This window comes from Pseudomonas sp. M20 (assembly GCF_045037865.1).
GTDB lineage: Bacteria > Pseudomonadota > Gammaproteobacteria > Pseudomonadales > Pseudomonadaceae > Aquipseudomonas.
Map to the genome: position 1 here is coordinate 6,137,246 of NZ_CP173611.1, position 21,467 is coordinate 6,158,712.

The following is a 21,467-nucleotide window of genomic DNA, read 5'->3' on the forward strand; positions in this document are numbered from 1 at the left end:
CTTCGTATTAATCGACCTTTGGGGTGCCCGTGGCGCCTCGACAAAATGTTGCGCGTGAACAAGCTGGATGAAACACAGTCTGTTCTGCATCGAATATTTATTTGCCGGGGCGCCCTTATGGCGCGTCGCTACCGTGAGATAGCCGTCCTCCATGTTTGGTTCCAACGACGACAAGAAGACCCCAGCTGCGGCTGGCGAGAAGAAAAGCCTGTTCGGATGGCTGCGTAAGAAACCGCAGGAACCCGTTGTCGAACAGCCGCCTGCGATTCCTGAGCCTGCGCCGGAACCTGCTCCGGTGATAGAAGAAGAGCCGGCACCGATCGTTCTGCCGATTGCCGAGCCGGTGTTGCAACCGGTTGAGCCAGAGCCAGAGCCTGAAATGCCTGTAGCGGCTGAACTGCCGCTGACCCCGGCGGCCGAGCCGTGGCTGACCTTGCCTGTGGCGGAAGAGCCGGTGGCGTTGGTTGAAGAGGCTGCGCCGCACGTTACGCCAGTGATTCCTGCGGCTGCTGCGTTTGTGCCTGAAGTGGCGCCGGCGCCAGTGGTTGAGCCGATTATCGAGCCTGTGCCGGTTGTGGCTGAAGCTGCTCCTGAAATTATTGCGCCTGAGCCTGTTGCTCCGGTGGTTGTCGCCCCCGTTGCCCCGGTCATTCAACAACCCGAGCCTGCACCTGCACCTGCACCTGCACCTGCACCTGTAGCGGTTGCTGCAGTCGTGCCAGTCGAGGTGGTTGCCGAGACCCCAGTCGAAGCCCCGCGCACCGAAGAAACCAAAGCCGGTTTCTTCGCCCGCCTCAAGCAAGGCCTGTCGAAAACCAGCGCCAGCATCGGCGAGGGCATGGCCAGCCTGTTCCTCGGCCGCAAAACCATTGACGACGATCTGCTCGATGACCTCGAAACCCGTCTGCTCACCGCCGACGTCGGTGTCGAAGCTACCACGCAGATCATCCAGCGCCTGACCCAGAAGGTCGCCCGCAAAGAGCTGGCCGACGCCGACGCGCTGTACAAATCCCTGCAGGCCGAACTGGCCGCGATGCTCAAACCGGTCGAACAACCGCTGAAGATCGTCTCGCAGAACAAGCCATTTGTGATTCTGGTGGTTGGCGTCAACGGCGCCGGCAAAACCACCACCATCGGTAAATTGGCGAAGAAGCTGCAACTGGAAGGCAAGAAAGTCATGCTCGCCGCCGGTGACACCTTCCGCGCTGCTGCCGTGGAGCAATTGCAGGTCTGGGGCGAGCGCAACAAGATCCCGGTCATCGCTCAGCACACCGGCGCCGACTCGGCTTCGGTGATCTTCGACGCCGTGCAAGCCGCCAAGGCCCGTGGCATTGACGTGTTGATCGCAGACACCGCTGGTCGTCTGCACACCAAAGACAACCTGATGGAAGAACTGAAAAAGGTTCGCCGGGTCATCGGCAAGCTCGACGCCGACGCGCCGCACGAAGTGCTGCTGGTGCTCGACGCCGGTACTGGTCAGAACGCCATCAATCAGGCCAAGCAATTCAACCAGACCGTCGAACTGACCGGCCTGGCGCTGACCAAGCTCGACGGTACCGCTAAAGGCGGGGTGATCTTCGCCCTGGCCAAGCAGTTTGGTCTGCCGATCCGCTACATCGGCGTCGGTGAAGGCATCGACGACTTGCGTACCTTTGAAGCCGAACCCTTTGTCCAGGCACTGTTTGCCGAGCGGGAGCGTTCATGATTCGTTTCGAACAGGTCGGTAAACGCTACCCGAACGGTCACGTCGGCTTGCATGAGCTGAGCTTTCGAGTCCGTCGTGGCGAGTTCTTGTTTGTCACCGGCCACTCCGGTGCCGGTAAATCCACGTTGTTGCGCCTGTTGCTGGCGATGGAACGTCCGACCAGCGGCAAACTGCTGCTGGCCGGGCAAGACCTGAGCACCATCAGCAACGCGCAGATACCGTTCCTGCGCCGGCAGATCGGCGTGGTGTTCCAGAACCACCAGTTGCTGTTCGATCGTACGGTGTTCAACAACGTCGCCTTGCCGCTACAGATTCTCGGGCTGTCCAAGGCCGAAATCGCCAAGCGTGTCGATTCGGCGCTGGAGCGCGTGGCGCTGTCGGATAAAACCGATCTGTACCCGGGCGACCTGTCCACCGGTCAGCAACAGCGCGTCGGCATTGCCCGCGCCATCGTTCACCGTCCGGCCTTGCTGCTCGCGGACGAACCGACCGGTAACCTCGACCCGCGTCTGGCGGCGGAAATCATGGGCGTGTTCGAAGACATCAATCGTTTGGGCACCAGCGTGCTGATCGCCAGTCACGACCTGGCGCTGATCGCACGCATGCGGCACCGCATGCTGACCCTGCAACGCGGCCGATTGATCGGCGACGGGGAGGCCGGGGTATGAGTGCAACACGCAGTCCGAAGGTTTCCGAGCGCGTGGCCCCGAAAGCCGCCGACCCGCAGCCGCCAAAGAAGAAAAAGCACGACGAGGACGACGGTCCGGATTTCGCCACGCTGTTCCGTGCCTGGGTCGAAAGCCATCGCGCCAGCCTGCTCGACAGCCTGCGCCGTCTCGGCAAACAGCCGATCGGCAGTTTCTTCACCTGCATGGTGATGGCGGTCGCGCTGAGCCTGCCGATGGGGCTTTCGCTGTTGCTTAACAACGTCGAGCGTCTCGGTGGTTCGTGGCAGCGGGCGGCGCAGATATCCTTGTATCTGCAACTCGATGCCAGCCCGGAGCAGGGCGAGTCGTTGCGTGAACAGATCAAAGGCATGCCCGGCGTAGCTGATGCTGAATATGTCGGCCGCGATCAGGCGCTGGAAGAGTTCCAGCAACAGTCCGGACTGGGCGAAGCCCTGCGCGAGCTGCCGGAGAACCCGTTGCCGGGCGTGGTGCTGGTCACCCCGAACGAAGTCGACAAGCCGACCCTGGAAGCATTAAGACAAAAACTTTCCGAGCTGCCCAAGGTACAACAGGCGCAACTTGATCTAGTCTGGGTCGAGCGTCTGGCTGCCATCCTCAAGCTTGGGGACCGTTTTGTTTTCGGTCTGACGGTGCTTTTGGTTTCTGCATTACTTTTGGTGATAGGCAATACCATTCGTCTTCATATTGAAAACCGCCGCACCGAGATAGAAGTGATTAAACTCGTCGGCGGCACTGACAGCTATGTGCGACGCCCCTTCCTTTATATGGGTGCGTTGTATGGCTTCGGTGCGGGGCTGTTGTCCTGGGGTGTATTGGCGTTCGGCCTGAACTGGCTGAACGACGCGGTGGTTGGACTGGCCGGCTTGTACGGCAGTGATTTCGCGCTGGCCGGAGTGCCAGTTGCCGACGGTCTGTCGCTCTTGCTTGGCGCGGTGCTGTTGGGTTATATCGGTGCATGGATTGCAGTCGCACGCCATCTCAGGGAGCTGGCGCCGAAGTAGAATCTTTTTTGCGCGTGATTGGCCTTACGGTTTTTTGGGAACTTGTACTTGAGTTTCCGGTCAATTTTTCGCAGTGCCGAGAGGCACGAGTATGTAAGTGGGAGGTTTTTTCGTATGACCAATTCTTTGCAGCCTGCGTATGCGTTGGTTCCGGGTGCGAACCTGGAAGCCTACGTGCACACCGTCAACAGCATTCCATTGCTGACGCCGGAGCAGGAGCGTGAACTGGCCGAGAGTCTCTACTATGAGCAGGATTTGGGGGCGGCTCGGCAGATGGTGCTCGCCCACCTGCGTTTTGTCGTACATATCGCCCGTAGCTATTCCGGTTACGGTCTGGCTCAGGCTGACCTGATCCAGGAAGGTAACGTCGGCCTGATGAAAGCCGTAAAGCGCTTCAACCCGGAAATGGGTGTGCGTCTGGTGTCGTTCGCCGTGCACTGGATCAAGGCGGAAATTCACGAGTTCATCCTGCGCAACTGGCGCATTGTGAAAGTCGCGACCACCAAGGCCCAGCGCAAGCTGTTCTTCAACCTGCGCAGCCAGAAGAAACGTCTGGCGTGGCTGAACAACGAGGAAGTCCACCGCGTGGCGGAAAGCCTTGGCGTTGAACCGCGTGAAGTGCGCGAGATGGAAAGTCGCCTGACCGGCCATGACATGGCCTTCGACCCGGCTGCTGAAGCCGACGACGACAGCGCTTTCCAGTCGCCGGCCAACTATCTGGAAGACCACCGGTACGACCCGGCGCGTCAACTGGAAGATGCCGACTGGAGCGACAACTCCAACAGCAACCTGCACGAAGCGCTGGAAGTGCTGGACGAACGTAGCCGCGACATCCTCTACCAGCGCTGGCTGGCAGAAGAGAAGGCCACGCTGCACGATCTGGCGCAGAAGTACAACGTGTCGGCCGAGCGGATCCGTCAGCTCGAGAAGAGCGCGATGAACAAGCTCAAGTTGTCGATCGCCGCATAACCGGCGAGCAGGCAATAAAAAACGCCCCGATCAGCGATGATCGGGGCGTTTTTCATTTCAGGCTTCACACAAAACCCATGTGGGAGCGAGCTTGTTCGCGAAGGCGGAATGCCAGTCACCGCCACCGCTGAATGATCCACCGCATTCGCGAGCAAGCTCGCTCCCACAGGGAATCTTCAGCGTTATTCAGACCACGGTGCCCGCCGCGAATCATTCAGCCCCAGCAAATAGCTATCCCCACCCAACTGACTCATTTGCTGCCGAATCCACCCGGCCCGCCGCGACACATAAGCGGTCGGATGGCTGGCACTCCAGACGCGAGGATTCGGTAGAACGGCGGCCAGATAACTCGCCTGTTGCCGTGACAGCGACTTCGCGCTCACGCCAAAGTGATGGCGGGCTGCGGCTTCGGCGCCAAACACCCCGTCATCCCACTCGACACTGTTCAGATACACCTCAAGAATCCGCTGCTTGGGCCAGAACACCTCGATCAGCGCGGTAAACCACGCCTCCAGGCCTTTACGCAGATAGCTGCGACCCGCCCACAGAAACAGGTTTTTCGACACTTGCTGGCTCAAGGTGCTGGCCCCGCGAATCGACCCGCCGAGCTCGTTATGGGCGAGGGCTGCCTGAATCGCACTGAAATCAAAACCCCAATGCTCAGGAAACTTCTGATCCTCGCCGGCCATGACCGCGACTTTGAGATCGTCGGAGATCTCATCCCACGGCTTCCACGTGCGTTGCAGGTCAATCGGCTCGCCATCGACCCAGGATTCGACCTTGCGCTCGACCATCAACGCCGTGCCCGGCGGCGGCACGAAGCGAAACACCAGCACCAGCAAAACGCTGCCGCCGGCGAACCAGAGCAGGGCCTTCGTGAGACGACGGAAAATAGTACGCAGCATAGAGATGGCTTGGCCGAACCGGTGGAGCGGGCCATTATACAGACCCTGCCGATCGCGTCTGACTGGAGTTCCCAATGCTGCGTGGCTTTTTGATGCTGGCTGCTTTTTTCGGTTTCACCGGTGTTGCACTGGGCGCGTTTGCTGCCCATGGCCTGAAAAACCGCCTGACACCCGAGTATCTGACGATTTTCCACACGGGCGTGACCTATCAACTGGTGCACACCCTGGCGTTGTTAGGTGTTGCGCTGTTGGCCACGCAGATTCAAGGCCGACTGGTGGCGTGGGCCGGCGTTTCTTTCGCCGTCGGCATCCTGCTGTTCTCCGGCAGCCTGTATGTGTTGACCACCACCGGCATCAGCAAGCTCGGCATCATCACCCCGTTCGGGGGCCTGGCATTTCTGGCGGGATGGGTGTGCCTGGGGCTCGCCGCCTGGCGCCTGCAACCAACCGCTTGACGCTTGGTACTGACCTTTAGGTCATGATCGGGCTAGAATGCCAGCCCCTAAAAATGATGGCGGCGTTACGCATGCGCATTCAGTTGAACGGTGAATCCCTTGAACTGCCCGACGGCGAGACCGTTGCGGCCCTGATCACCCGTCTGGAACTGACCGGACGCCGGGTGGCAGTCGAACTCAATCTGGATATCGTCCCGCGCAGCCAGCATGCCGACACCACGCTCAACGACGGCGACAACGTTGAAGTGGTGCACGCCATCGGCGGCGGCTGATCGTCCGGCCCGCGAGGGCACAGAATTCTGCAAGACCCTCACTCCTAAAGAGGATTCCCCATGAGCATCGTTCGTAGCGACAAGCCTTTTGTGCTGGCCGGTCGTACTTACCAGTCGCGTTTGCTGGTTGGTACCGGCAAGTACCGTGACATGGAAGAAACCCGTCAGGCCATCGAAGCCTCGGGTGCCGAGATCGTCACCTTCGCCGTGCGCCGCACCAACCTCGGTCAGATCGAAGGCGAGCCGAACCTGCTCGACGTGCTGTCGCCGGAGCGCTACACCTTCCTGCCGAACACCGCCGGTTGCTACGACGCCATCGAAGCCGTGCGCACCTGCCGCCTGGCCCGTGAGCTGCTCGATGGCCACAACCTGGTGAAGCTGGAAGTACTGGCTGATCAGAAGACTCTGTTCCCTAACGTCATCGAAACCCTCAAAGCCGCCGAAACGCTGGTCAAGGAAGGTTTCGACGTGATGGTTTACACCAGTGATGACCCGATCATCGCCCGGCAACTGGCGGAAATCGGCTGCATTGCGGTGATGCCGCTGGCCGGTCTGATCGGTTCCGGTCTGGGGATCTGCAACCCGTACAACCTGCAGATCATCCTCGAAGAAGCGAAAATTCCTGTGTTGGTCGATGCCGGTGTCGGCACTGCGTCCGACGCAACCATCGCCATGGAACTGGGTTGCGATGCGGTGCTGATGAACTCGGCCATCGCCCACGCCCAACAGCCAGTCATGATGGCTGAAGCCATGAAACACGCCATCGTTGCAGGCCGTCTGGCCTATCTCGCTGGCCGTATGCCGAAAAAACTCTATGCCAGCGCCTCTTCGCCGCTGGATGGTCTGATCAAGTAAGAGCCATTGATGACTGAATCGAACGACACGCCTATCCAGACGGAAGAAGGCGACGAGCGCCAACACCGCCGCATCAAGAGTTTCGTGATGCGCGCCGGGCGCATGACCGAAGGCCAGCAACGCGGTCTGGACCAGGGCGCGCCGCTGTACGTGCTGCCGCTGGCCGACGCGCCGGTGGATTACGATCAAGTGTTCGGCCGTTCGGCACCGCGCTCGCTGGAGATCGGTTTCGGCATGGGCCATTCGTTGCTGGAAATGGCCGCGGCGGCGCCGGAGCAGGATTTCATCGGCGTTGAAGTGCACCGTCCGGGTGTCGGCGCTCTGCTCAATGGTGTGCTGACACAGGGCCTGACCAACCTGCGGGTCTACGATTGCGACGCGATCGAGGTGCTCAACCGCTGCATCGCCGACAACAGCCTCGATCGCCTGATGCTGTTTTTCCCGGATCCGTGGCACAAGAGCCGTCACCACAAGCGTCGCATCGTTCAGGCGTCGTTCGCTGAACTGGTGCGCAGCAAGTTGAAGGTTGGCGGCATTCTGCACATGGCCACCGACTGGGAACCGTACGCCGAATACATGCTGGAAGTGATGAACGTCGCCCCGGGCTACCGCAACCTCGCCGAAGACGGCAAGTGCGTACCACGCCCGACCGAACGCCCGATCACCAAGTTCGAACGCCGCGGCGAACGACTGGGCCATGGCGTGTGGGATCTGAAGTTCGAAAAACTCGCTTAAGAGCATCACGCAACAAAACCTGTGGGAGCGAGCCTGCTCGCGAAAGCGATCGGTCATTCAGCAGTGATGTTGGCTGAAATGACGCCTTCGCGAGCAGGCTCGCTCCCACAGTTGTTTTGGGGTATTTGCGGAGTCAGCGGCGGTCGGCGACTACGCCGATCAGCACCAGCACCACCAACAACACCGGCGCGAGGCTGTAGTTGTTGAACTGGCTCAAACCCTTGATCACCCATGGCGTGGCGTAGATCAGCGCCGCGCCGCTGCCGATCACGCACAGCAGCGACATCAGCGGTATGCGCAGGGCGCCGGCGATGCTGCCCAGACGTTGCTCGACCCAGCCTTTGAAGTCGGCGCCGAACAGCACCAGCAGGCAGCCCACCAAGGCCAGAGCGATTTCCGATAGGTTGCTGCGGCTCCAGCGGGAGACGGTGGCGAGCAGGTCGAGTATCAAATCCATGCGGTTTCCCTTGGGACAGAAGTTGAGGGTTGGGCTCAGGTCAGAAATTGTTGCAGCAAGTCGTTGAGGAACAGCTGTCCGCGCTCGGTGGCCGCCAGACGTGACGGTTCGACCTGCAACAGACCGCTTTGTTCTGCCGCGGCCCGGCCTTCAGCGAGGCTTTCCAGTGACAGCCCGGTGCGCCCCGGATACAGGCGCGATTCGACGCCTGCGGTCAGGCGCAAAGCGTTCATCAGAAACTCGAACGGCATCTCGTCATTGGTCAGCGCTTTCTCGCCGGCCTGAAAGCTTTTTGCCGGGTTGAGATAGTCCTTCGGCAAACGGGTTTTCCAGGTACGAACGATGCGCCCATCCGGATGGCTGAGCTTGCCGTGCGCGCCCGCGCCGATACCGATGAAGTCGCCGAAACTCCAGTAATTGAGGTTGTGCCGCGCTGGCCGACCGGTCTGGGCATAAGCCGAGACTTCGTATTGTGCATAACCGTGCTCGGCCAATAACGCCTGCCCAGCCTCTTGAATGTCCCACAGCGTGTCGTCTTCCGGCAGCACCGGCGGCTGATTCCAGAACACCGTGTTCGGCTCCAGCGTCAGTTGATACCAGGAGATGTGCGTCGGATTCAATGCGATGGCCTGGCGCAGATCGCTCAAGGCATCGTCCAGCGACTGATCGGGCAAGCCGTGCATCAAGTCGAGGTTGAAGTTATCGAACCCGGCCTGCCGCGCCATCCCAGCCGCGCGCACTGCTTCGTCACCGTTGTGAATCCGCCCCAGCGCCTTGAGCTTTTCCTGCTGGAAGCTCTGGATACCGATCGACAGGCGATTGATCCCCAACTTGCGGTAGGCGACGAACTTCTCTTGCTCGAAGGTGCCCGGGTTGGCTTCCAGGGTAATTTCGATGTCGTCAGCAAACGGAATGCGCTGTTCGACGCCTGCAAGCAACCGCCCAAGCGCTTCGGCGCTGAACAGGCTTGGCGTGCCGCCACCAAAAAAGATCGAGCTGATTTCACGACCGTAAACGGCGTGCAGATCCTGATCGAGATCGGCCAGCAAGGCGTCGACGTATTCCTGCTCCGGCAACACCGGGCTGGCAGTGTGCGAGTTGAAATCGCAATACGGGCATTTGCGCACACACCACGGGATGTGGATGTACAGCGCCAAGGGCGGCAGCGTTGGCAGCGGCGCCCGAGGCGAAGAAGCGGCGCCGCCGACAATCAGCGACGACGCAGAAGAGTCTCGGGTCATTTCACGCCCAGACGCTGGCGCAGCAGATCCATTGCACGGGCGCGGTGGCTAATCTGGTTCTTGTCCGCCGGGCTCAATTCGGCGCTGGAGACGTCACGTTCCGGCACCCAGAACAGCGGGTCATAACCGAAACCGTGCTCGCCGCTGGCGGCGGTGAGGATGCGCCCGTGCCACAAGCCTTCGCAGAGGATCGGCAAAGGATCATCCGCATGACGCACCAGCGCCAGCACGCACACGAACTGCGCACCGCGTTCAGCTTCCGGCACGTCCTTCAAGGCGTCGAGCAGTTTGGCGTTGTTCGCCGCATCGCCCTTGCCGTCGGCATAACGCGCCGAATAGATGCCCGGCGCACCGCCAAGAAAATCCACTGCCAGCCCGGAATCGTCGGCCAGCGCCGGCAGCCCGGAAATGCGTGCGGCGTTGCGCGCCTTGAGGATCGCGTTCTCGACGAACGACAGACCGGTTTCTTCCGGCTCGACCTTGCTCCATTCGCCAATCGAGCGCAGTTGCACCGATTCGCCGAGCATGGCCTGAAGTTCTTTGAGTTTGCCGGCGTTATGGCTGGCCAGTACGAGCTGCTTGATGTTCATCATTCGCCGGGAAAGAGTTCTTGGTTGAAATTGATGGTGTTGATCTTGTCGCCGTTCTGCACCTTGATCTCAAAGGTGCGGGTTTCCTGCTGCTCAACCGGATACTGGGCGATGTAGTAGATCGCGCCCTGTTCGGTGATCTGGCGGAAATTCAACGGCACGCTCTGGCTGGTCAGGTCTTTGACCGTGCCGGTGACGTTGGCGATCAGCGGTTTGCCGTCCTTGATCACCGAGACATTGATCACGCCCTGGTTCTTGCTGCGGATCAGCTCCGCGGCCTTGGCGATGTCCGGTTGCAGGAACGTCGAGTTGAAGGTGTTGTAGTGCACCGTGACGTCGCCAAAGGTTTCCTTGCGTTCACCTTTGATGACGTCCGCCGCCAGAGCACTGGCGCTCAGGCAGGCAGTCAATAACAACAACGCTAAACGACTCATGATCGTGCTCCTCGAAATGCCGGGATTCAGACCGCGACTTTGTGGTCTGCAAGCTGCGGGCTGCTGACGCGGTAGATACCGATCTCACCTAACAGATTAGGCCATAGCTTACTGGCCCACCCGTGACGGTGCTGTTGATCCACGGCAAGCCGATCAATGACCTTCGCATCACGTTCGCGGCAAAGTTCTTCAAAGTCTTCGAAGGTGCAGAAGTGGATGTTCGGCGTGTTGTACCAGGTGTACGGCAGGAACTCGGAGACCGGCATGCGGCCCTTGCTCGCCAGGTACCAGCGGCAGCGCCAATGACCGAAATTCGGGAAGGTGATGATGCACTGGCGACCGACGCGGAGCATTTCGTCGAGGATCTTGTCCGGGTAGTGCACCGCTTGCAGGGCCTGAGTCATCACGACGATGTCGAAACTGTTGCTGGCAAAATTGCCCAGCCCCTTGTCCAGATCCTGCTCAATGACGTTGACGCCTTTGGCCACGCACGCGGCGATGTTGTCGGCGTCGTTCTCCAGGCCATAACCGGTGACATTCTTGTTGTCGCGCAGCCAGGTCAGCAACTCGCCGTCACCGCAACCGAGGTCGAGGACGCGGCTGCCGGCGGGGATCCATTCCTGGATGATTTCCAGATCAGCTCTCATGGCTTTCTCACAGCGTGATGCGGTTCATGTAATTGCCGAACGCCTGCAAGTAGCGCGGGATCGGAATCAGGAAGGCGTCGTGGCCCTGCGGTGCGTCGATTTCCAGATAGCTGACGTCTTTGCGCGCCGCCATCAAGGCATCCACCAGCTCGCGCGAGCGGGCCGGGGAGAAGCGCCAGTCGGTGGTGAACGACATTACGCAGAACCTGGCCGTGGCGTTCTCAAAGGTTTTCGCCAGGTTATCGTCGAAGTTCGCTGCCGGATCGAAGTAATCCAGCGCCTTGGTCATCAACAGATAGGTGTTGGCGTCGAAGCGTCCGGAGAATTCTTCGCCCTGATAGCGCAGGTAGCTTTCGACCTGGAATTCGACGCTGTGGAAGTCGTAGTTGAGCTTTTCGCTCTTCAGGCCACGGCCGAATTTCTCGCCCATCGAATCGTCGGACAGGTAAGTAATGTGCCCGACCATCCGCGCCAGCATCAGCCCGCGCTTGGGGATTACGCCGGCTTCCTGGAACGAACCGCCGTGGAATTCCGGGTCCGTGAGGATCGCCTGACGCGCGACTTCGTTGAAGGCGATGTTCTGCGCCGACAGCTTCGGTGCCGAGGCGATGGCCAGACAGTGCCGCACGCGATCCGGATAGGTGATGGTCCATTGCAACGCCTGCATACCGCCGAGGCTGCCGCCGATCACCGCCGCCCACTGGCCGATGCCGAGCAGGTCGGCCAGACGCGCCTGGCTGTGCACCCAGTCTTCCACTGTGAGCACCGGGAAGTCGGCACCGAACGGTTTGCCGGTCTCCGGGTTGATGCTGCTCGGGCCGGTGGAGCCGTTGCAGCCGCCGAGGTTGTTCAGGCTGACCACGAAGAACTTGTTGGTGTCGATCGGTTTGCCGGGGCCGATGCAGCTGTCCCACCAACCGGGTTTGCGGTCGTCGACGCTGTGATAACCGGCGGCGTGGTGATGGCCGGACAAGGCGTGGCAAATCAGCACGGCGTTGCTCGCTTGCGCGTTCAGCGTGCCGTAGGTTTCGTAGATCAGGTCATAGGCGGCCAGCGAACGACCACAGGCCAAGGCCAGCGGTTCGCTGAAGTGCGCGGTTTGCGGCGTCACCAGACCAACAGAATCGGGGGGAAAGGCAGTTGGCATCGACCCTGCTCTCGTTGAAATGAGGCGTAAGTCTAAAGACCGGGGGGGTTAGCGGCAAGCGGCCCTCACCCTAGCCCTCTCCCAGAGGTAGAGGGGACCGACCGAGATGTTCTTTTGAGCTACGCCGACCTGATCTATCGAGTTGAACTCAGGTTTTGCAAACCACCCAAATCGGCTCCCTCTCCCGGAGGAAGAGGGGACTGACTGGGGTGGATGTTCGAGATACGCCGACGAGGGATAACGAGTTGAACTCAGGTTTCGAAAACACCATGGATCAGCTCCCTCTCCAGGGGGAGAGGGCTGGGGTGAGGGGCGCAGGCGCCGCAAAACTCAAGACAAGCGCCCAACCAACCCAGGCAAATCCGGCAACTTCTTCGGCGAGCAGATCTTCACCCGCTTCTGCCGATTCAACTCACCGCTGAGCAAACTGACCTGGCTCTTGGAAACCCCAAACGCCTTGGCCAGAAAGCCCATCAGACAAGCATTGGCCTTGCCCTCGACCGGCGGCGCGGTCAGGCGAATTTTCAAACGATCACCGTGCAGCCCGGCGAAGTCATCGCTGCGGGCTGCCGGTTGCAGGTGACACTCGAGGATCAAGTCGTCACCGTCCCATCGAAACCAGCTCACATCAGCAGACGGAGGATTTCCGGCATCATCGTCATTGCCGCCAGATTGTTGATCACCAGCATGTCGATCAGCTTCAACGCGAGGAAGGCGAAGATCGGCGACAGGTCCAGGCCGCCGAGATTCGGCAGAAATCGGCGGAACGGCGCCAGCGCCGGCTCGCAGATCTGGTTGACCAGCTCAGCGCCCGGATTGTGGCTGCCCGGTGCAACCCACGACAGAATCACGCTGATGATCAGGGCGAAGAAGAAGATCTTCAGGAACAGCGCGGTCACGCCGATCAGCGACCAGATAACCAGTTGCAGCGGGTTACCGGTGGTGCCGTAAGTCAGCAGCAGGGTCAGCGCCATCAGCGCCAGTTGCACCAGAATCGCCAAAACCAGCGACGACATGTCGAGGCCGAACAGGCTCGGAATGATCCGACGCAGTGGCTTGAGCAGTGGCTGGGTGGCTTTGACGATGAACTGGCACAGCGGATTGTAGAAATTCGCCCGTACCAGTTGCAGCACGAAGCGCAGCAGCACGATCAGCAGGTACAGACTGCCGAGGGTTTGCAGCACGTAAACCGCTGCGGTGTTCAATCCAATCATGTAAGGCTCCTTATTTGCCCAGTTGTTCGGCCATTTCGGCCGAGCGGTGCGCGGCGGCGCCGAGTGCGGTTTCGACCAAGGCTTCGAAGCCATTGGCCTGGAATGATTTGATTGCAGCTTCCGTGGTGCCGTTTGGCGAGGTCACACGGCGGCGCAGTTCGGCGGCGTCAACATCGCTGGACACAGCCATGTGCGCGGCGCCCAGCGCGGTCTGCAGGGTTAGCTGTTCAGCGATGTCCTTCGGCAGACCGAGTTTGACGCCGGCGGCGGTCATGGCTTCGATCAGCAGGAAAAAATACGCCGGGCCGGAACCGGACACAGCGGTCACGGCGTCCAGTTGTTGTTCTTCTTTCAGCCACAGGGCGATACCGACGGCGGACAGCAGCTCTTCAGCATGCTGACGTTGCTCGGCGGTCACTTCACTGGTCGCGTACAAACCGCTGACGCCTTGGCGCAGCAGCGCCGGGGTGTTTGGCATGCAGCGCACGATCGGCTGCTCGCCAAGCCACGCAGTCATGCTCGCGCAAGTGATGCCAGCGGCAATCGACACCACCAGTTGATTGGGTTTCAGGCTCGGGCGAATCGCCTCGCACACAGCCTTCATGGCTTGCGGCTTGACCGCCAGCACGATCACGTCGACGCCATCGATGGCTTGAGCGTTGTCGGCAAACGTTTCGATGCCGTGCTCAGCGCTGACCTTGGCGCGGGTTTCTTCGCCTGGATCGCTAGCACGGATGTGTGCAGCTTCCAGACCTTTGGCGCGCAGGCCGCCGATCAAACTGGCCGCCATGTTGCCCGCACCGATAAACGCAATACGTGTGTTGCTCATGTGTGGTCCTTATCTGGAAACGTTCAAGATTGGGAATAGTCGCGGGCGCCAAACAGGGCCGTACCGATACGAACCCAAGTGGCGCCTTGGGCGATGGCCGACTCAAGGTCGTGGCTCATGCCCATGGAAAGTGTGTCGAGCGGCAGATCAAGGCTCGCCTGCAATTTCTGCACGGCGGCGAAGGCCGCGTCTTGCTCGGCGCGGTCGTCGGTTGGCTCGGGAATCGCCATCAGTCCGCGCAGTTTCAGGCGCGGCAGTGCGCTGATCGCGGCGGCCAATGCCGGCAGGTCAGCCGGAGTGCAGCCGGATTTACTGGCTTCGCCGCTGACATTGACCTGAATGCAGATGTTCAGCGACGGCAGCTCGGCCGGGCGCTGTTCGGACAGACGTTGAGCGATTTTCAGGCGATCCACGGAGTGCACCCAGTCGAAATGCTCGGCAATCGCGCGAGTCTTGTTCGATTGAATGGGGCCGATGAAGTGCCAGATCAAGGGCAGGTCGGCCAGTTCGAGCTGTTTACCCAAGGCTTCCTGCAGGTAGTTCTCGCCAAAGTCACGCAGGCCGGCGGCATATGCCTCGCGCAGGGCCTGGGCGGGTTTGGTCTTGCTCACGGCGAGCAACTGGACGCTGTTTTCAGGACGGTGTGCGGCCTGGGTCGCGGTCTGGATGCGCGAACCAACGTGGAAAATGTTGTCTGCTATCGTGGACATCAAGAGGCGCCGGCGGTCTGAAGGTTCGCGGCATTCTACTGGAATTGAGGAGCGCTATGGATATCACTGAACTGCTGGCCTTCAGCGCCAAACAAGGCGCTTCCGACCTGCACCTGTCGGCCGGTCTGCCGCCGATGATCCGTGTCGATGGCGATGTGCGGCGGATCAATCTGCCGGCGCTGGATCACAAGCAAGTGCACGAATTGATCTACGACATCATGAACGACACCCAGCGGGTCGACTTCGAGAAACACCTGGAAACCGACTTTTCCTTCGAAGTCCCCGGTGTCGCGCGCTTTCGGGTCAATGCCTTCAACCAGAACCGTGGCGCCGGCGCTGTATTCCGTACGATTCCGTCGAAAGTGCTGAGCATGGAAGACCTCGCCATGGGCGACGTCTTCCGAAAGATCACCGATGCCCCGCGCGGGCTGGTGCTGGTCACCGGGCCGACCGGTTCGGGAAAATCGACCACACTGGCGGCGATGATCGATTACCTCAACACCCACCGTCATCACCATATCCTGACTATTGAAGACCCGATCGAGTTTGTTCACGAATCGCGCAAATGCCTGATCAATCAGCGCGAAGTCCATCGTGATACCCGCAGTTTCGCCACCGCTCTGCGCTCGGCGTTGCGCGAAGACCCGGACGTGATTCTGGTCGGCGAGATGCGTGACCTGGAAACCATTCGCCTGGCGCTGACCGCCGCCGAAACCGGGCATCTGGTGTTCGGCACGCTGCACACCACGTCAGCGGCGAAAACCATCGACCGTGTGGTCGACGTATTCCCGGGTGACGAGAAGTCGATGGTGCGCTCGATGCTGTCGGAGTCGTTGCTGGCGGTGGTCTCGCAGACGCTGATCAAGAAGATCGGCGGCGGGCGGGTGGCGGCGCACGAGATCATGCTGGGCACGTCGGCGATCCGTAACCTGATCCGCGAGGACAAGGTCGCGCAGATGTATTCGGCGATTCAAACGGGTGGGTCGTTGGGGATGCAGACACTGGACATGTGCCTGAAAGATCTGGTGGCCAAGGGCTTGATCAGCCGTGAGCATGCGCGGGAGAAGGCGCGTACGCCGGATAATTTCTGAGGTCAGAAGCAAAAGATCGCAGCCTTCGGCAGCTCCTACAGGGAAACGCTGATCCCGATGTAGGAGCTGCCGCAGGCTGCGATCTTTTGATCTTGCTTCGAAGACTTAGCGCTGAACCACGCGCATCTGGCTTTGTTCTTTCGGCAACACACGCTTGGCAACCACGTAATGCTGCTGCCAGTACGGCTTGTTCAGCGTATCGATGCTCACCGCTTTGCCACGACGAGGCGCGTGGATGAAGCGGTCGTTGCCCAGGTAGATGGCAACGTGGTTGACCCGACGGCTCTTGATGTTGAAGAAAATCAGGTCGCCCGGCTTCAGATCCTTGCGCTCGACTTTCTCGCCGTGGCCGCTGGCCATGGCATTCGAGGTGCGTGGCAGGTCGAACGTAGCGTCGTTGAACGCGTATTTCACCAGACCGCTGCAATCGAAACCTTTACTTGGGCTGCTGCCGCCCCAACGATAAGGGGTACCGAGGACGTTGACCGCACGGCTCAGCACGTTGCTGCTTTCCTTGCTCGCCATCGGTGGCACCAGCTTGCTGTGGCTCTTGCTGCTCAGCGTGGTGGTTTTGCTTTTGCTGCTTTTGCTCGAGGGAGCCGAAGCATGGGATTTAGGTGTAAAGCCGTTAACGTTAGGAAGACGTTGCTCACGATTGGTGGCGTGGGCGGCCAGTGGCATTAATAGGCAGATGGTTAGCCATGTCTTGAAAAATGGTCGCATTAGGCGTGGCTCTTCAGTGATAGCGCGCAACTTTATAACAGAGTTTTTTTTCATTCTGAGTCCGTTGGTCGATTCAGTTGGAGGCCAACGGAACCAAATAAGCGGCAAATGGACGCAATTGTCGGACAGAAGTCAGGTGCTATAAGGCTTTGACGGTAGCAACGGTAACATTTGCCGTACGTCGGCTACCTGTAAAAAAGTCACAAAGAATTCAAGAATATTTATCTATCGTGTGAATCGAGGTCTTCATGAACCCCTATCAACAATTTGTTCAGCAGCAAGATACGCACAGCAAAATCATCGGTTATCTGCTGTGGATTTTCGGTTTTACCGGTGCTCACCGCTTCTATTACGGCAAGCCGGTGACCGGGACGATCTGGTTTTTCACCTTCGGTTTGCTCGGCATTGGCTGGCTGATCGACCTGTTTCTGATCCCGGCAATGGATCGCGAAGCGGATCTGCGTTTTACCGCGGGGCCGATCGAGTACAACGTGGCGTGGATTCTGCTGACGTTCCTTGGCGCGCTCGGTGTGCACCGGATGTACCAAGGCAAGTGGATCAGCGGACTGATCTATCTGCTGACGGGTGGGTTGTTCTTTCTGGGTGTGCTGTATGACTTCTGGACGCTGAATGATCAGGTGTCGGTGCGCAACGCGCAGAATCGCGGTGCGTTCCAGTAAACATGAGAGACTTGCCAGACCGCTTAGACGAACGGTTTGGCAAGTTCCTCAAAGAGTTGTTTTGCTAATGTATTATTTCAATTGGGCAAATGTGCTTACCTGAAAAGCGATAAACGTGATTGTGCTAGCAACGTAAAATATTGCGATGACTGCATGGTTCGGTATCGACCAATAAACAGTACTCTCCACAAGAATCACCAGTGACACTGTGGCAAGCAAATATGCTGGTATTTTTCGGATTGGACTTGCAGAGAAGCGAGTGCGTGACTTTCGCAATAATAAAATCTGCATTAGGTGGTTAAGTGTCAGTGTCAACCATATAGCAAACATTACGCTAAAGGGGAGGCCGATTGAATCTTGTTTGGCATCGTATATTTGCGCCTCGAGATTTTTAGTGAGTATGAATACGCCGGTGCAAAATGTGACTGCGAGCAAAATGAGATACGTACAACTCGAAAATTTATAGAGTCTCTTCATTTGAGCTCCACTGAGTGGGCATGGAAGATATTATTAAAATCTACGGGGTCGGTTGAAAGCCAGCTCCGGTGAGCCGTATTTTTTGCTCGCCGAAGATATCGATCTCGTAATGCGTTCCGGAGAATACTCTACCGGCTGTTGTTAAGACTTCAAGCGCTGTTGATCTGTTGCTGGCGTCGAAATCATAAGTATCGGTATAGGCTCTGACGACGCCATCGAAAATCCAGGATCCTTGTACATCTCGCGTGAAACTTCCTTCCATGCTCAACGTTATTCTTCCTAGGTAAGCTCCGGTGACGTTGCTGTCATTGATGGTTGCGTAAGGGATCTTCGGATCAGATAAATAATAGGTACCGGCCTCTCGGGTGCTGGCAATTGAATTGGCCAGTAGCGGCAGTTCGTTGGCCCTGACGTTCAGGCCGATATTGTTAATGCTCACTCTCATCCTCTCCCCGTTCCCCCACAGGTAGTGGGCGAAAGCTTTAATTGGGCTGAAAGTGCCTCCCGACAACTCGGTAGTCAATGTTTCGTAATTTAAATTGTATGGAGCTGTAGCCGAAACTTTGATCAGTGCTTCTATCGGGCTTAGTTTCTGCTGCGCAGCAAATGCATCAGCCAAACTGAAGTTTATAATCTTGTTCTTAAAGTAGCCGTGGCTAATAACAGCGGCGCTGTTGAGTAGGTAGTTATCGCTTTCAGTGATTCTCCACAGGTCACGAATGCCTCCTAGAGCATCGTTATTTATTGCCTTGTTCACCATTTGGAGCTCATAGGTGAAAGCTTTGATGCCAGATTTTATTTCCAGCCAGGAATGGAACATATCCATTTCCGCTGAAGACAACACAGGCCCATCGCTTAAGGGGAGTGAGTAGGTTTGACCATCATGGTTGATAATGGCTTCTCCAGCGCCCTGCCAATCTGCCTTGGCGTAGGTTCCCCAGCTAAAACCATGGTTAACTGTAAAGCCGCCAGAATTCCCTGTTGTGCCCCTGGTGACGATAGGTGGAAGCGTAAGTCCGTTTTTCATATGTTCATCCTTGTTGGTGATTGTCGTCCTTTTTGCAGGTTTTATATTAGGGGTGGCGTATTAAACTTGGATATGGAAATTTTGTAGTCTGTTTCTGGTTGTGCCGAAGTTATTTTCGTAGGAAAGAAAGGTGTCGGAAATTTCTTTGTGGCTCGCGTGCCTTTTCCTACACCTGTTGATGGGAGCAAATAGCGAGTATTAAACGAGTGTATGTGCTGGTTCAGGAAGGGAGCTGAGCGGAATTTTAGTAATTAGACAATTTGGTATTACTAACCGAAGTCCAACAGATCGCAGCCCACTACAGGCTGCGATCATTAGAGTTTACGCCTGGTGACTGATCCGCCCATCCACCAGCGTATAGCGAACCACACCCGGCAAAGTGTGCCCAATGAACGGGCAGTTCTCACCCTTCGACAACCAGTTCTCACCAGCCACCGTCGAAGCCTGCGGATCGAACAGCACGATATCCGCCGCCCCACCCACCGCCAGTTTGCCAGCCGGTAGACGCAGCGCTTCAGCCGGGCCCGCGCTAAGTCGCGCCAGCAGCGTTGGCAGATCCAGCAAACCATCCTCAACCAGCGTCATTGCCAGCGGCAGCAACAGTTCAACACTGCTGATGCCCGGCTCGGTCGCGCCGAACGGTGCCAGTTTGGCATCGCGTTCGTGCGGCTGGTGATGGCTGGAGATCGCCGAGACCACACCGGACTTCACCGCTTCACGCAAACCATCGCGATCCGCACGCGTACGCAGCGGCGGTTGCACGTGGTACAGGCTGCTGAAGTCGATCAGCGCTTCGTCAGTCAGAATCAGCTGATACAGCGCGACATCCGCCGTCACTTTCAAACCACGCGCCTGCGCCTGAGCAATCAGGGCAACACCGCGAGCACTGGTCAACTGGCTGAAATGCGCACGCACGCCGGTCTGCTCGACCAGCAACAGGTCGCGGGCAAGGGCCACGGTTTCAGCGGTTTCCGGAATACACGGCAAGCCGAGGAAACTGGCGACGGCGCCTTCGTGGGCCAAGCCGCCTTCAGCCAAATCATGATCCTGCGAGTTGAAAATCACCGTCAGGTCGAAGGTTGCTGCGTATTCCAGCGCCCGGCACAGGGTGCGGGTGTTGCGGAAGCTCTCGAGACCGTTGCCGAACGCCACACAACCGGCGTCGCGCAGCGCAACCAGCTCAGCCAGTTGCTCGCCATCCAGACCTTTGCTCAGCGCGCCAATCGGGAAGACTTTGGTGTTGCCGGCCTCACGAGCGCGATCAAGGATCAGCTCAGCCACAGCGGAGGTGTCGAGCACCGGTTTGGTTTTCGGCGGGCAGCACAGGCTGGTCACACCACCGGCGGCAGCAGCGCGGGTTTCGCTGATGATCGAGCCTTTGCGGCTGTAACCCGGCTCGCGTAGGGCCACGTTCAGATCGACGAGGCCTGGAGCGGCGATAAGGCCTTGGGCATCGATGGTTTCTACTGCCGTGAAGCCCGCTGGGGCCGCGCCGAGGGCGACGATCTTGCAGGCTTCAACGTGAATGTCGGTGATTTGATCCAGGCCGCTGCTTGGATCGATGACGCGTGCGCCGAGAATGCTGAGCTTCACTGGGCGTTCTCCTGCTCGAATTGACGCTGCGCGGTTTGCCCGCTCATGGCCATGGACAGCACAGCCATACGAATCGCGATGCCGTAAGTGACCTGGTTGAGAATTACCGAGTGCGGACCGTCGGCCACTGCCGACTCAATCTCCACCCCGCGGTTGATCGGCCCCGGGTGCATGACGATGCAATCCGGTTTGGCCCCGGCCAGACGCGCGGTGGTCAGGCCGAACAGGCGGTAGAACTCGCCTTCGCTCGGCAGCAGGCCGCCGGTCATGCGTTCACGCTGCAGGCGCAGCATGATCACCACGTCGACGTCCTTCAGGCCTTCGGTCATGTCGGTGTAAACCTTCACGCCGTATTGCTCGATGCCGATCGGCAGCAGGGTTTTTGGCGCGATTACGCGGATGTCCGGGCAACCGAGGGTCTTCAGCGCGAGCATGTTCGAGCGCGCAACCCGCGAGTGCAGGATGTCGCCGACAATGGCCACCGAGAGGTTTTCGAAACCGCCCTTGTGCCGACGGATGGTGAGCATGTCGAGCATGCCCTGCGTCGGGTGGGCGTGACGGCCGTCGCCGCCGTTGATGATCGCCACTTGCGGGCAGACATGTTCGGCGATGAAGTGCGCGGCGCCGGAATCACCGTGGCGTACGACGAACATGTCGGCGGCCATGGCTTCGAGGTTGCGCAAGGTGTCGAGCAGCGTTTCGCCCTTGCTCGCCGACGAGGTCGACACGTTCAGGGTGATCACGTCCGCCGACAGCCGCTGGGCCGCCAGTTCGAAGGTGGTGCGGGTGCGCGTGGAGTTTTCGAAGAACACGTTGCACACGGTCTTGCCGCGCAGCAACGGGACTTTCTTCACCGCCCGGGCACCGACCTCGAGAAACGAGTCGGCAGTGTCGAGGATTTCCGTCAGCAACTCGCGGCGCAGGCCGTCGAGCGAGAGGAAGTGGCGCAGCTGGCCCTGATCATTGAGCTGCAGCGGGCGCTTGGTATCTAGAGGCGTCATCGCGAAGGGGACTCTCAATA

25 protein-coding genes are annotated in these 21,467 nt (G+C 59.0%); 10 read left to right on the plus strand and 15 right to left on the minus strand.

Translation table 11 applies throughout. From position 1 onward, the window contains the following. The first annotated feature begins 151 nt into the window (after positions 1-151). The 4 genes from ftsY (at position 152) to rpoH (ending at position 4,364) form a co-directional block, all read left to right on the plus strand. Positions 152-1,705 (plus strand): signal recognition particle-docking protein FtsY, encoded by a 1,554-nt coding sequence (ftsY, locus tag ACI514_RS27280; RefSeq protein WP_405122710.1) that lies wholly within the window; start codon positions 152-154, stop codon positions 1,703-1,705. Continuing rightward, positions 1,702-2,373 carry a cell division ATP-binding protein FtsE gene (gene ftsE / locus ACI514_RS27285; protein ID WP_003229148.1) on the plus strand — a complete coding sequence of 224 codons (672 nt, stop codon included), beginning with the start codon at positions 1,702-1,704 and terminating at the stop codon, positions 2,371-2,373. The genes ftsY and ftsE overlap by 4 nt, the downstream gene beginning before the upstream one ends. Then, on the plus strand, positions 2,370-3,395 hold the full coding sequence (ftsX, locus tag ACI514_RS27290; protein ID WP_077574909.1) for a permease-like cell division protein FtsX: 1,026 nt from the start codon (positions 2,370-2,372) through the stop codon (positions 3,393-3,395). Before ftsE ends, ftsX begins: the two co-directional genes overlap by 4 nt. Before the next feature lie 114 nt (positions 3,396-3,509). Beyond that, positions 3,510-4,364 carry an RNA polymerase sigma factor RpoH gene (rpoH, locus tag ACI514_RS27295; protein ID WP_007913617.1) on the plus strand — a complete coding sequence of 285 codons (855 nt, stop codon included), beginning with the start codon at positions 3,510-3,512 and terminating at the stop codon, positions 4,362-4,364. A 182-nt stretch (positions 4,365-4,546) separates the two neighbouring features. Here the strand turns inward: rpoH and mtgA are convergent, their stop codons facing one another. Next, positions 4,547-5,269, minus strand: coding sequence for a monofunctional biosynthetic peptidoglycan transglycosylase (gene mtgA / locus ACI514_RS27300; protein ID WP_093429826.1), 723 nt, complete (start codon positions 5,267-5,269; stop codon positions 4,547-4,549). Between the two features lie 74 nt (positions 5,270-5,343). Here mtgA and ACI514_RS27305 point away from each other — a divergent pair, with 74 nt between their 5' ends. The 4 genes from ACI514_RS27305 to trmB all read left to right on the plus strand — a co-directional run bounded on the left by ACI514_RS27305 (position 5,344) and on the right by trmB (position 7,586). Continuing rightward, complete coding sequence (locus ACI514_RS27305; protein ID WP_405122711.1) at positions 5,344-5,724, plus strand: DUF423 domain-containing protein; 381 nt, start codon at positions 5,344-5,346, stop codon at positions 5,722-5,724. 71 nt (positions 5,725-5,795) lie between these two features. Next, positions 5,796-5,996, plus strand: coding sequence for a sulfur carrier protein ThiS (gene thiS, locus ACI514_RS27310; protein ID WP_122604433.1), 201 nt, complete (start codon positions 5,796-5,798; stop codon positions 5,994-5,996). A 60-nt stretch (positions 5,997-6,056) separates the two neighbouring features. Next, on the plus strand, positions 6,057-6,851 hold the full coding sequence (locus ACI514_RS27315; RefSeq protein ID WP_007913621.1) for a thiazole synthase: 795 nt from the start codon (positions 6,057-6,059) through the stop codon (positions 6,849-6,851). Between the two features lie 9 nt (positions 6,852-6,860). After that, positions 6,861-7,586: a tRNA (guanosine(46)-N7)-methyltransferase TrmB gene (gene trmB / locus ACI514_RS27320; RefSeq protein WP_405122712.1), complete on the plus strand. Its 726-nt coding sequence runs from the start codon at positions 6,861-6,863 to the stop codon at positions 7,584-7,586. A gap of 133 nt (positions 7,587-7,719) precedes the next feature. Here trmB and ACI514_RS27325 read toward each other — a convergent pair whose 3' ends face one another. From ACI514_RS27325 to ACI514_RS27370, 10 genes are all read right to left on the minus strand, one after another. Then, entirely contained in the window at positions 7,720-8,043 is a 324-nt protein-coding gene (locus ACI514_RS27325; protein ID WP_034153666.1) for a DUF3392 domain-containing protein, read from the minus strand. Between the two features lie 35 nt (positions 8,044-8,078). Then, positions 8,079-9,284, minus strand: a complete 1,206-nt coding sequence (hemW, locus tag ACI514_RS27330; RefSeq protein ID WP_405122713.1) for a radical SAM family heme chaperone HemW — start codon at positions 9,282-9,284, stop codon at positions 8,079-8,081. Then, positions 9,281-9,877, minus strand: a complete 597-nt coding sequence (gene rdgB / locus ACI514_RS27335) for an RdgB/HAM1 family non-canonical purine NTP pyrophosphatase (protein ID WP_405122714.1) — start codon at positions 9,875-9,877, stop codon at positions 9,281-9,283. Before rdgB ends, hemW begins: the two co-directional genes overlap by 4 nt. Next, entirely contained in the window at positions 9,874-10,308 is a 435-nt protein-coding gene (locus ACI514_RS27340; RefSeq protein ID WP_405122715.1) for a DUF4426 domain-containing protein, read from the minus strand. Before ACI514_RS27340 ends, rdgB begins: the two co-directional genes overlap by 4 nt. A gap of 26 nt (positions 10,309-10,334) precedes the next feature. Continuing rightward, a complete protein-coding gene (metW, locus tag ACI514_RS27345) occupies positions 10,335-10,955 on the minus strand; it encodes a methionine biosynthesis protein MetW (RefSeq protein ID WP_160059761.1) in 621 nt (206 codons plus the stop codon). A 7-nt stretch (positions 10,956-10,962) separates the two neighbouring features. Next, complete coding sequence (locus tag ACI514_RS27350) at positions 10,963-12,102, minus strand: homoserine O-acetyltransferase (protein ID WP_123593598.1); 1,140 nt, start codon at positions 12,100-12,102, stop codon at positions 10,963-10,965. Between the two features lie 330 nt (positions 12,103-12,432). After that, positions 12,433-12,729 (minus strand): DUF167 domain-containing protein, encoded by a 297-nt coding sequence (locus tag ACI514_RS27355; RefSeq protein ID WP_405122716.1) that lies wholly within the window; start codon positions 12,727-12,729, stop codon positions 12,433-12,435. Continuing rightward, positions 12,726-13,316, minus strand: coding sequence for a YggT family protein (locus tag ACI514_RS27360; RefSeq protein ID WP_038358826.1), 591 nt, complete (start codon positions 13,314-13,316; stop codon positions 12,726-12,728). Before ACI514_RS27360 ends, ACI514_RS27355 begins: the two co-directional genes overlap by 4 nt. A 10-nt stretch (positions 13,317-13,326) precedes the next feature. Continuing rightward, complete coding sequence (proC, locus tag ACI514_RS27365; RefSeq protein ID WP_160059759.1) at positions 13,327-14,145, minus strand: pyrroline-5-carboxylate reductase; 819 nt, start codon at positions 14,143-14,145, stop codon at positions 13,327-13,329. 23 nt (positions 14,146-14,168) lie between these two features. Further along, on the minus strand, positions 14,169-14,855 hold the full coding sequence (locus ACI514_RS27370) for a YggS family pyridoxal phosphate-dependent enzyme (RefSeq protein WP_160059758.1): 687 nt from the start codon (positions 14,853-14,855) through the stop codon (positions 14,169-14,171). 56 nt (positions 14,856-14,911) lie between these two features. Between ACI514_RS27370 and ACI514_RS27375 the strand changes: the two genes are divergently transcribed. Beyond that, positions 14,912-15,946, plus strand: coding sequence for a type IV pilus twitching motility protein PilT (locus ACI514_RS27375; protein ID WP_007913646.1), 1,035 nt, complete (start codon positions 14,912-14,914; stop codon positions 15,944-15,946). Between the two features lie 105 nt (positions 15,947-16,051). Here the strand turns inward: ACI514_RS27375 and ACI514_RS27380 are convergent, their stop codons facing one another. After that, positions 16,052-16,669, minus strand: coding sequence for a C40 family peptidase (locus ACI514_RS27380; RefSeq protein WP_016985978.1), 618 nt, complete (start codon positions 16,667-16,669; stop codon positions 16,052-16,054). A gap of 248 nt (positions 16,670-16,917) precedes the next feature. On the opposite strand from ACI514_RS27380, the gene ACI514_RS27385 reads away from it, so the two are divergent. Then, the gene (locus tag ACI514_RS27385; RefSeq protein WP_122596578.1) at positions 16,918-17,349 is read left to right on the plus strand and encodes a TM2 domain-containing protein; all 432 of its coding nucleotides are present in this window, start codon (positions 16,918-16,920) and stop codon (positions 17,347-17,349) included. Positions 17,350-17,866: 517 nt separating this feature from the next. Here the strand turns inward: ACI514_RS27385 and ACI514_RS27390 are convergent. The 3 genes from ACI514_RS27390 to ACI514_RS27400 all read right to left on the minus strand — a co-directional run bounded on the left by ACI514_RS27390 (position 17,867) and on the right by ACI514_RS27400 (position 21,447). Beyond that, entirely contained in the window at positions 17,867-18,853 is a 987-nt protein-coding gene (locus ACI514_RS27390; RefSeq protein ID WP_405122717.1) for a lipid II-degrading bacteriocin, read from the minus strand. Positions 18,854-19,174: 321 nt separating this feature from the next. Next, positions 19,175-20,446 (minus strand): dihydroorotase, encoded by a 1,272-nt coding sequence (locus ACI514_RS27395; RefSeq protein ID WP_405122718.1) that lies wholly within the window; start codon positions 20,444-20,446, stop codon positions 19,175-19,177. After that, a complete protein-coding gene (locus ACI514_RS27400; RefSeq protein ID WP_007913665.1) occupies positions 20,443-21,447 on the minus strand; it encodes an aspartate carbamoyltransferase catalytic subunit in 1,005 nt (334 codons plus the stop codon). Before ACI514_RS27400 ends, ACI514_RS27395 begins: the two co-directional genes overlap by 4 nt. Positions 21,448-21,467 lie beyond the last annotated feature (20 nt).

Coding starts and splice junctions, on each gene's coding strand:
- thiS (WP_122604433.1), top strand. CDS start 5,796: ATGCGCATTCAGTTGAACGGTGAATCCCTTGAACTGCCCGACGGCGAG.
- ACI514_RS27400 (WP_007913665.1), bottom strand. CDS start 21,447: ATGACGCCTCTAGATACCAAGCGCCCGCTGCAGCTCAATGATCAGGGC.
- ACI514_RS27380 (WP_016985978.1), bottom strand. CDS start 16,669: ATGCGACCATTTTTCAAGACATGGCTAACCATCTGCCTATTAATGCCA.
- ACI514_RS27315 (WP_007913621.1), top strand. CDS start 6,057: ATGAGCATCGTTCGTAGCGACAAGCCTTTTGTGCTGGCCGGTCGTACT.
- ACI514_RS27305 (WP_405122711.1), top strand. CDS start 5,344: ATGCTGCGTGGCTTTTTGATGCTGGCTGCTTTTTTCGGTTTCACCGGT.
- ftsE (WP_003229148.1), top strand. CDS start 1,702: ATGATTCGTTTCGAACAGGTCGGTAAACGCTACCCGAACGGTCACGTC.
- ftsX (WP_077574909.1), top strand. CDS start 2,370: ATGAGTGCAACACGCAGTCCGAAGGTTTCCGAGCGCGTGGCCCCGAAA.
- ACI514_RS27350 (WP_123593598.1), bottom strand. CDS start 12,102: ATGCCAACTGCCTTTCCCCCCGATTCTGTTGGTCTGGTGACGCCGCAA.
- ACI514_RS27325 (WP_034153666.1), bottom strand. CDS start 8,043: ATGGATTTGATACTCGACCTGCTCGCCACCGTCTCCCGCTGGAGCCGC.
- rpoH (WP_007913617.1), top strand. CDS start 3,510: ATGACCAATTCTTTGCAGCCTGCGTATGCGTTGGTTCCGGGTGCGAAC.
- hemW (WP_405122713.1), bottom strand. CDS start 9,284: ATGACCCGAGACTCTTCTGCGTCGTCGCTGATTGTCGGCGGCGCCGCT.
- ACI514_RS27385 (WP_122596578.1), top strand. CDS start 16,918: ATGAACCCCTATCAACAATTTGTTCAGCAGCAAGATACGCACAGCAAA.
- ACI514_RS27360 (WP_038358826.1), bottom strand. CDS start 13,316: ATGATTGGATTGAACACCGCAGCGGTTTACGTGCTGCAAACCCTCGGC.
- metW (WP_160059761.1), bottom strand. CDS start 10,955: ATGAGAGCTGATCTGGAAATCATCCAGGAATGGATCCCCGCCGGCAGC.
- trmB (WP_405122712.1), top strand. CDS start 6,861: ATGACTGAATCGAACGACACGCCTATCCAGACGGAAGAAGGCGACGAG.
- proC (WP_160059759.1), bottom strand. CDS start 14,145: ATGAGCAACACACGTATTGCGTTTATCGGTGCGGGCAACATGGCGGCC.
- ftsY (WP_405122710.1), top strand. CDS start 152: ATGTTTGGTTCCAACGACGACAAGAAGACCCCAGCTGCGGCTGGCGAG.
- mtgA (WP_093429826.1), bottom strand. CDS start 5,269: ATGCTGCGTACTATTTTCCGTCGTCTCACGAAGGCCCTGCTCTGGTTC.
- rdgB (WP_405122714.1), bottom strand. CDS start 9,877: ATGATGAACATCAAGCAGCTCGTACTGGCCAGCCATAACGCCGGCAAA.
- ACI514_RS27340 (WP_405122715.1), bottom strand. CDS start 10,308: ATGAGTCGTTTAGCGTTGTTGTTATTGACTGCCTGCCTGAGCGCCAGT.
- ACI514_RS27370 (WP_160059758.1), bottom strand. CDS start 14,855: ATGTCCACGATAGCAGACAACATTTTCCACGTTGGTTCGCGCATCCAG.
- ACI514_RS27390 (WP_405122717.1), bottom strand. CDS start 18,853: ATGAAAAACGGACTTACGCTTCCACCTATCGTCACCAGGGGCACAACA.
- ACI514_RS27375 (WP_007913646.1), top strand. CDS start 14,912: ATGGATATCACTGAACTGCTGGCCTTCAGCGCCAAACAAGGCGCTTCC.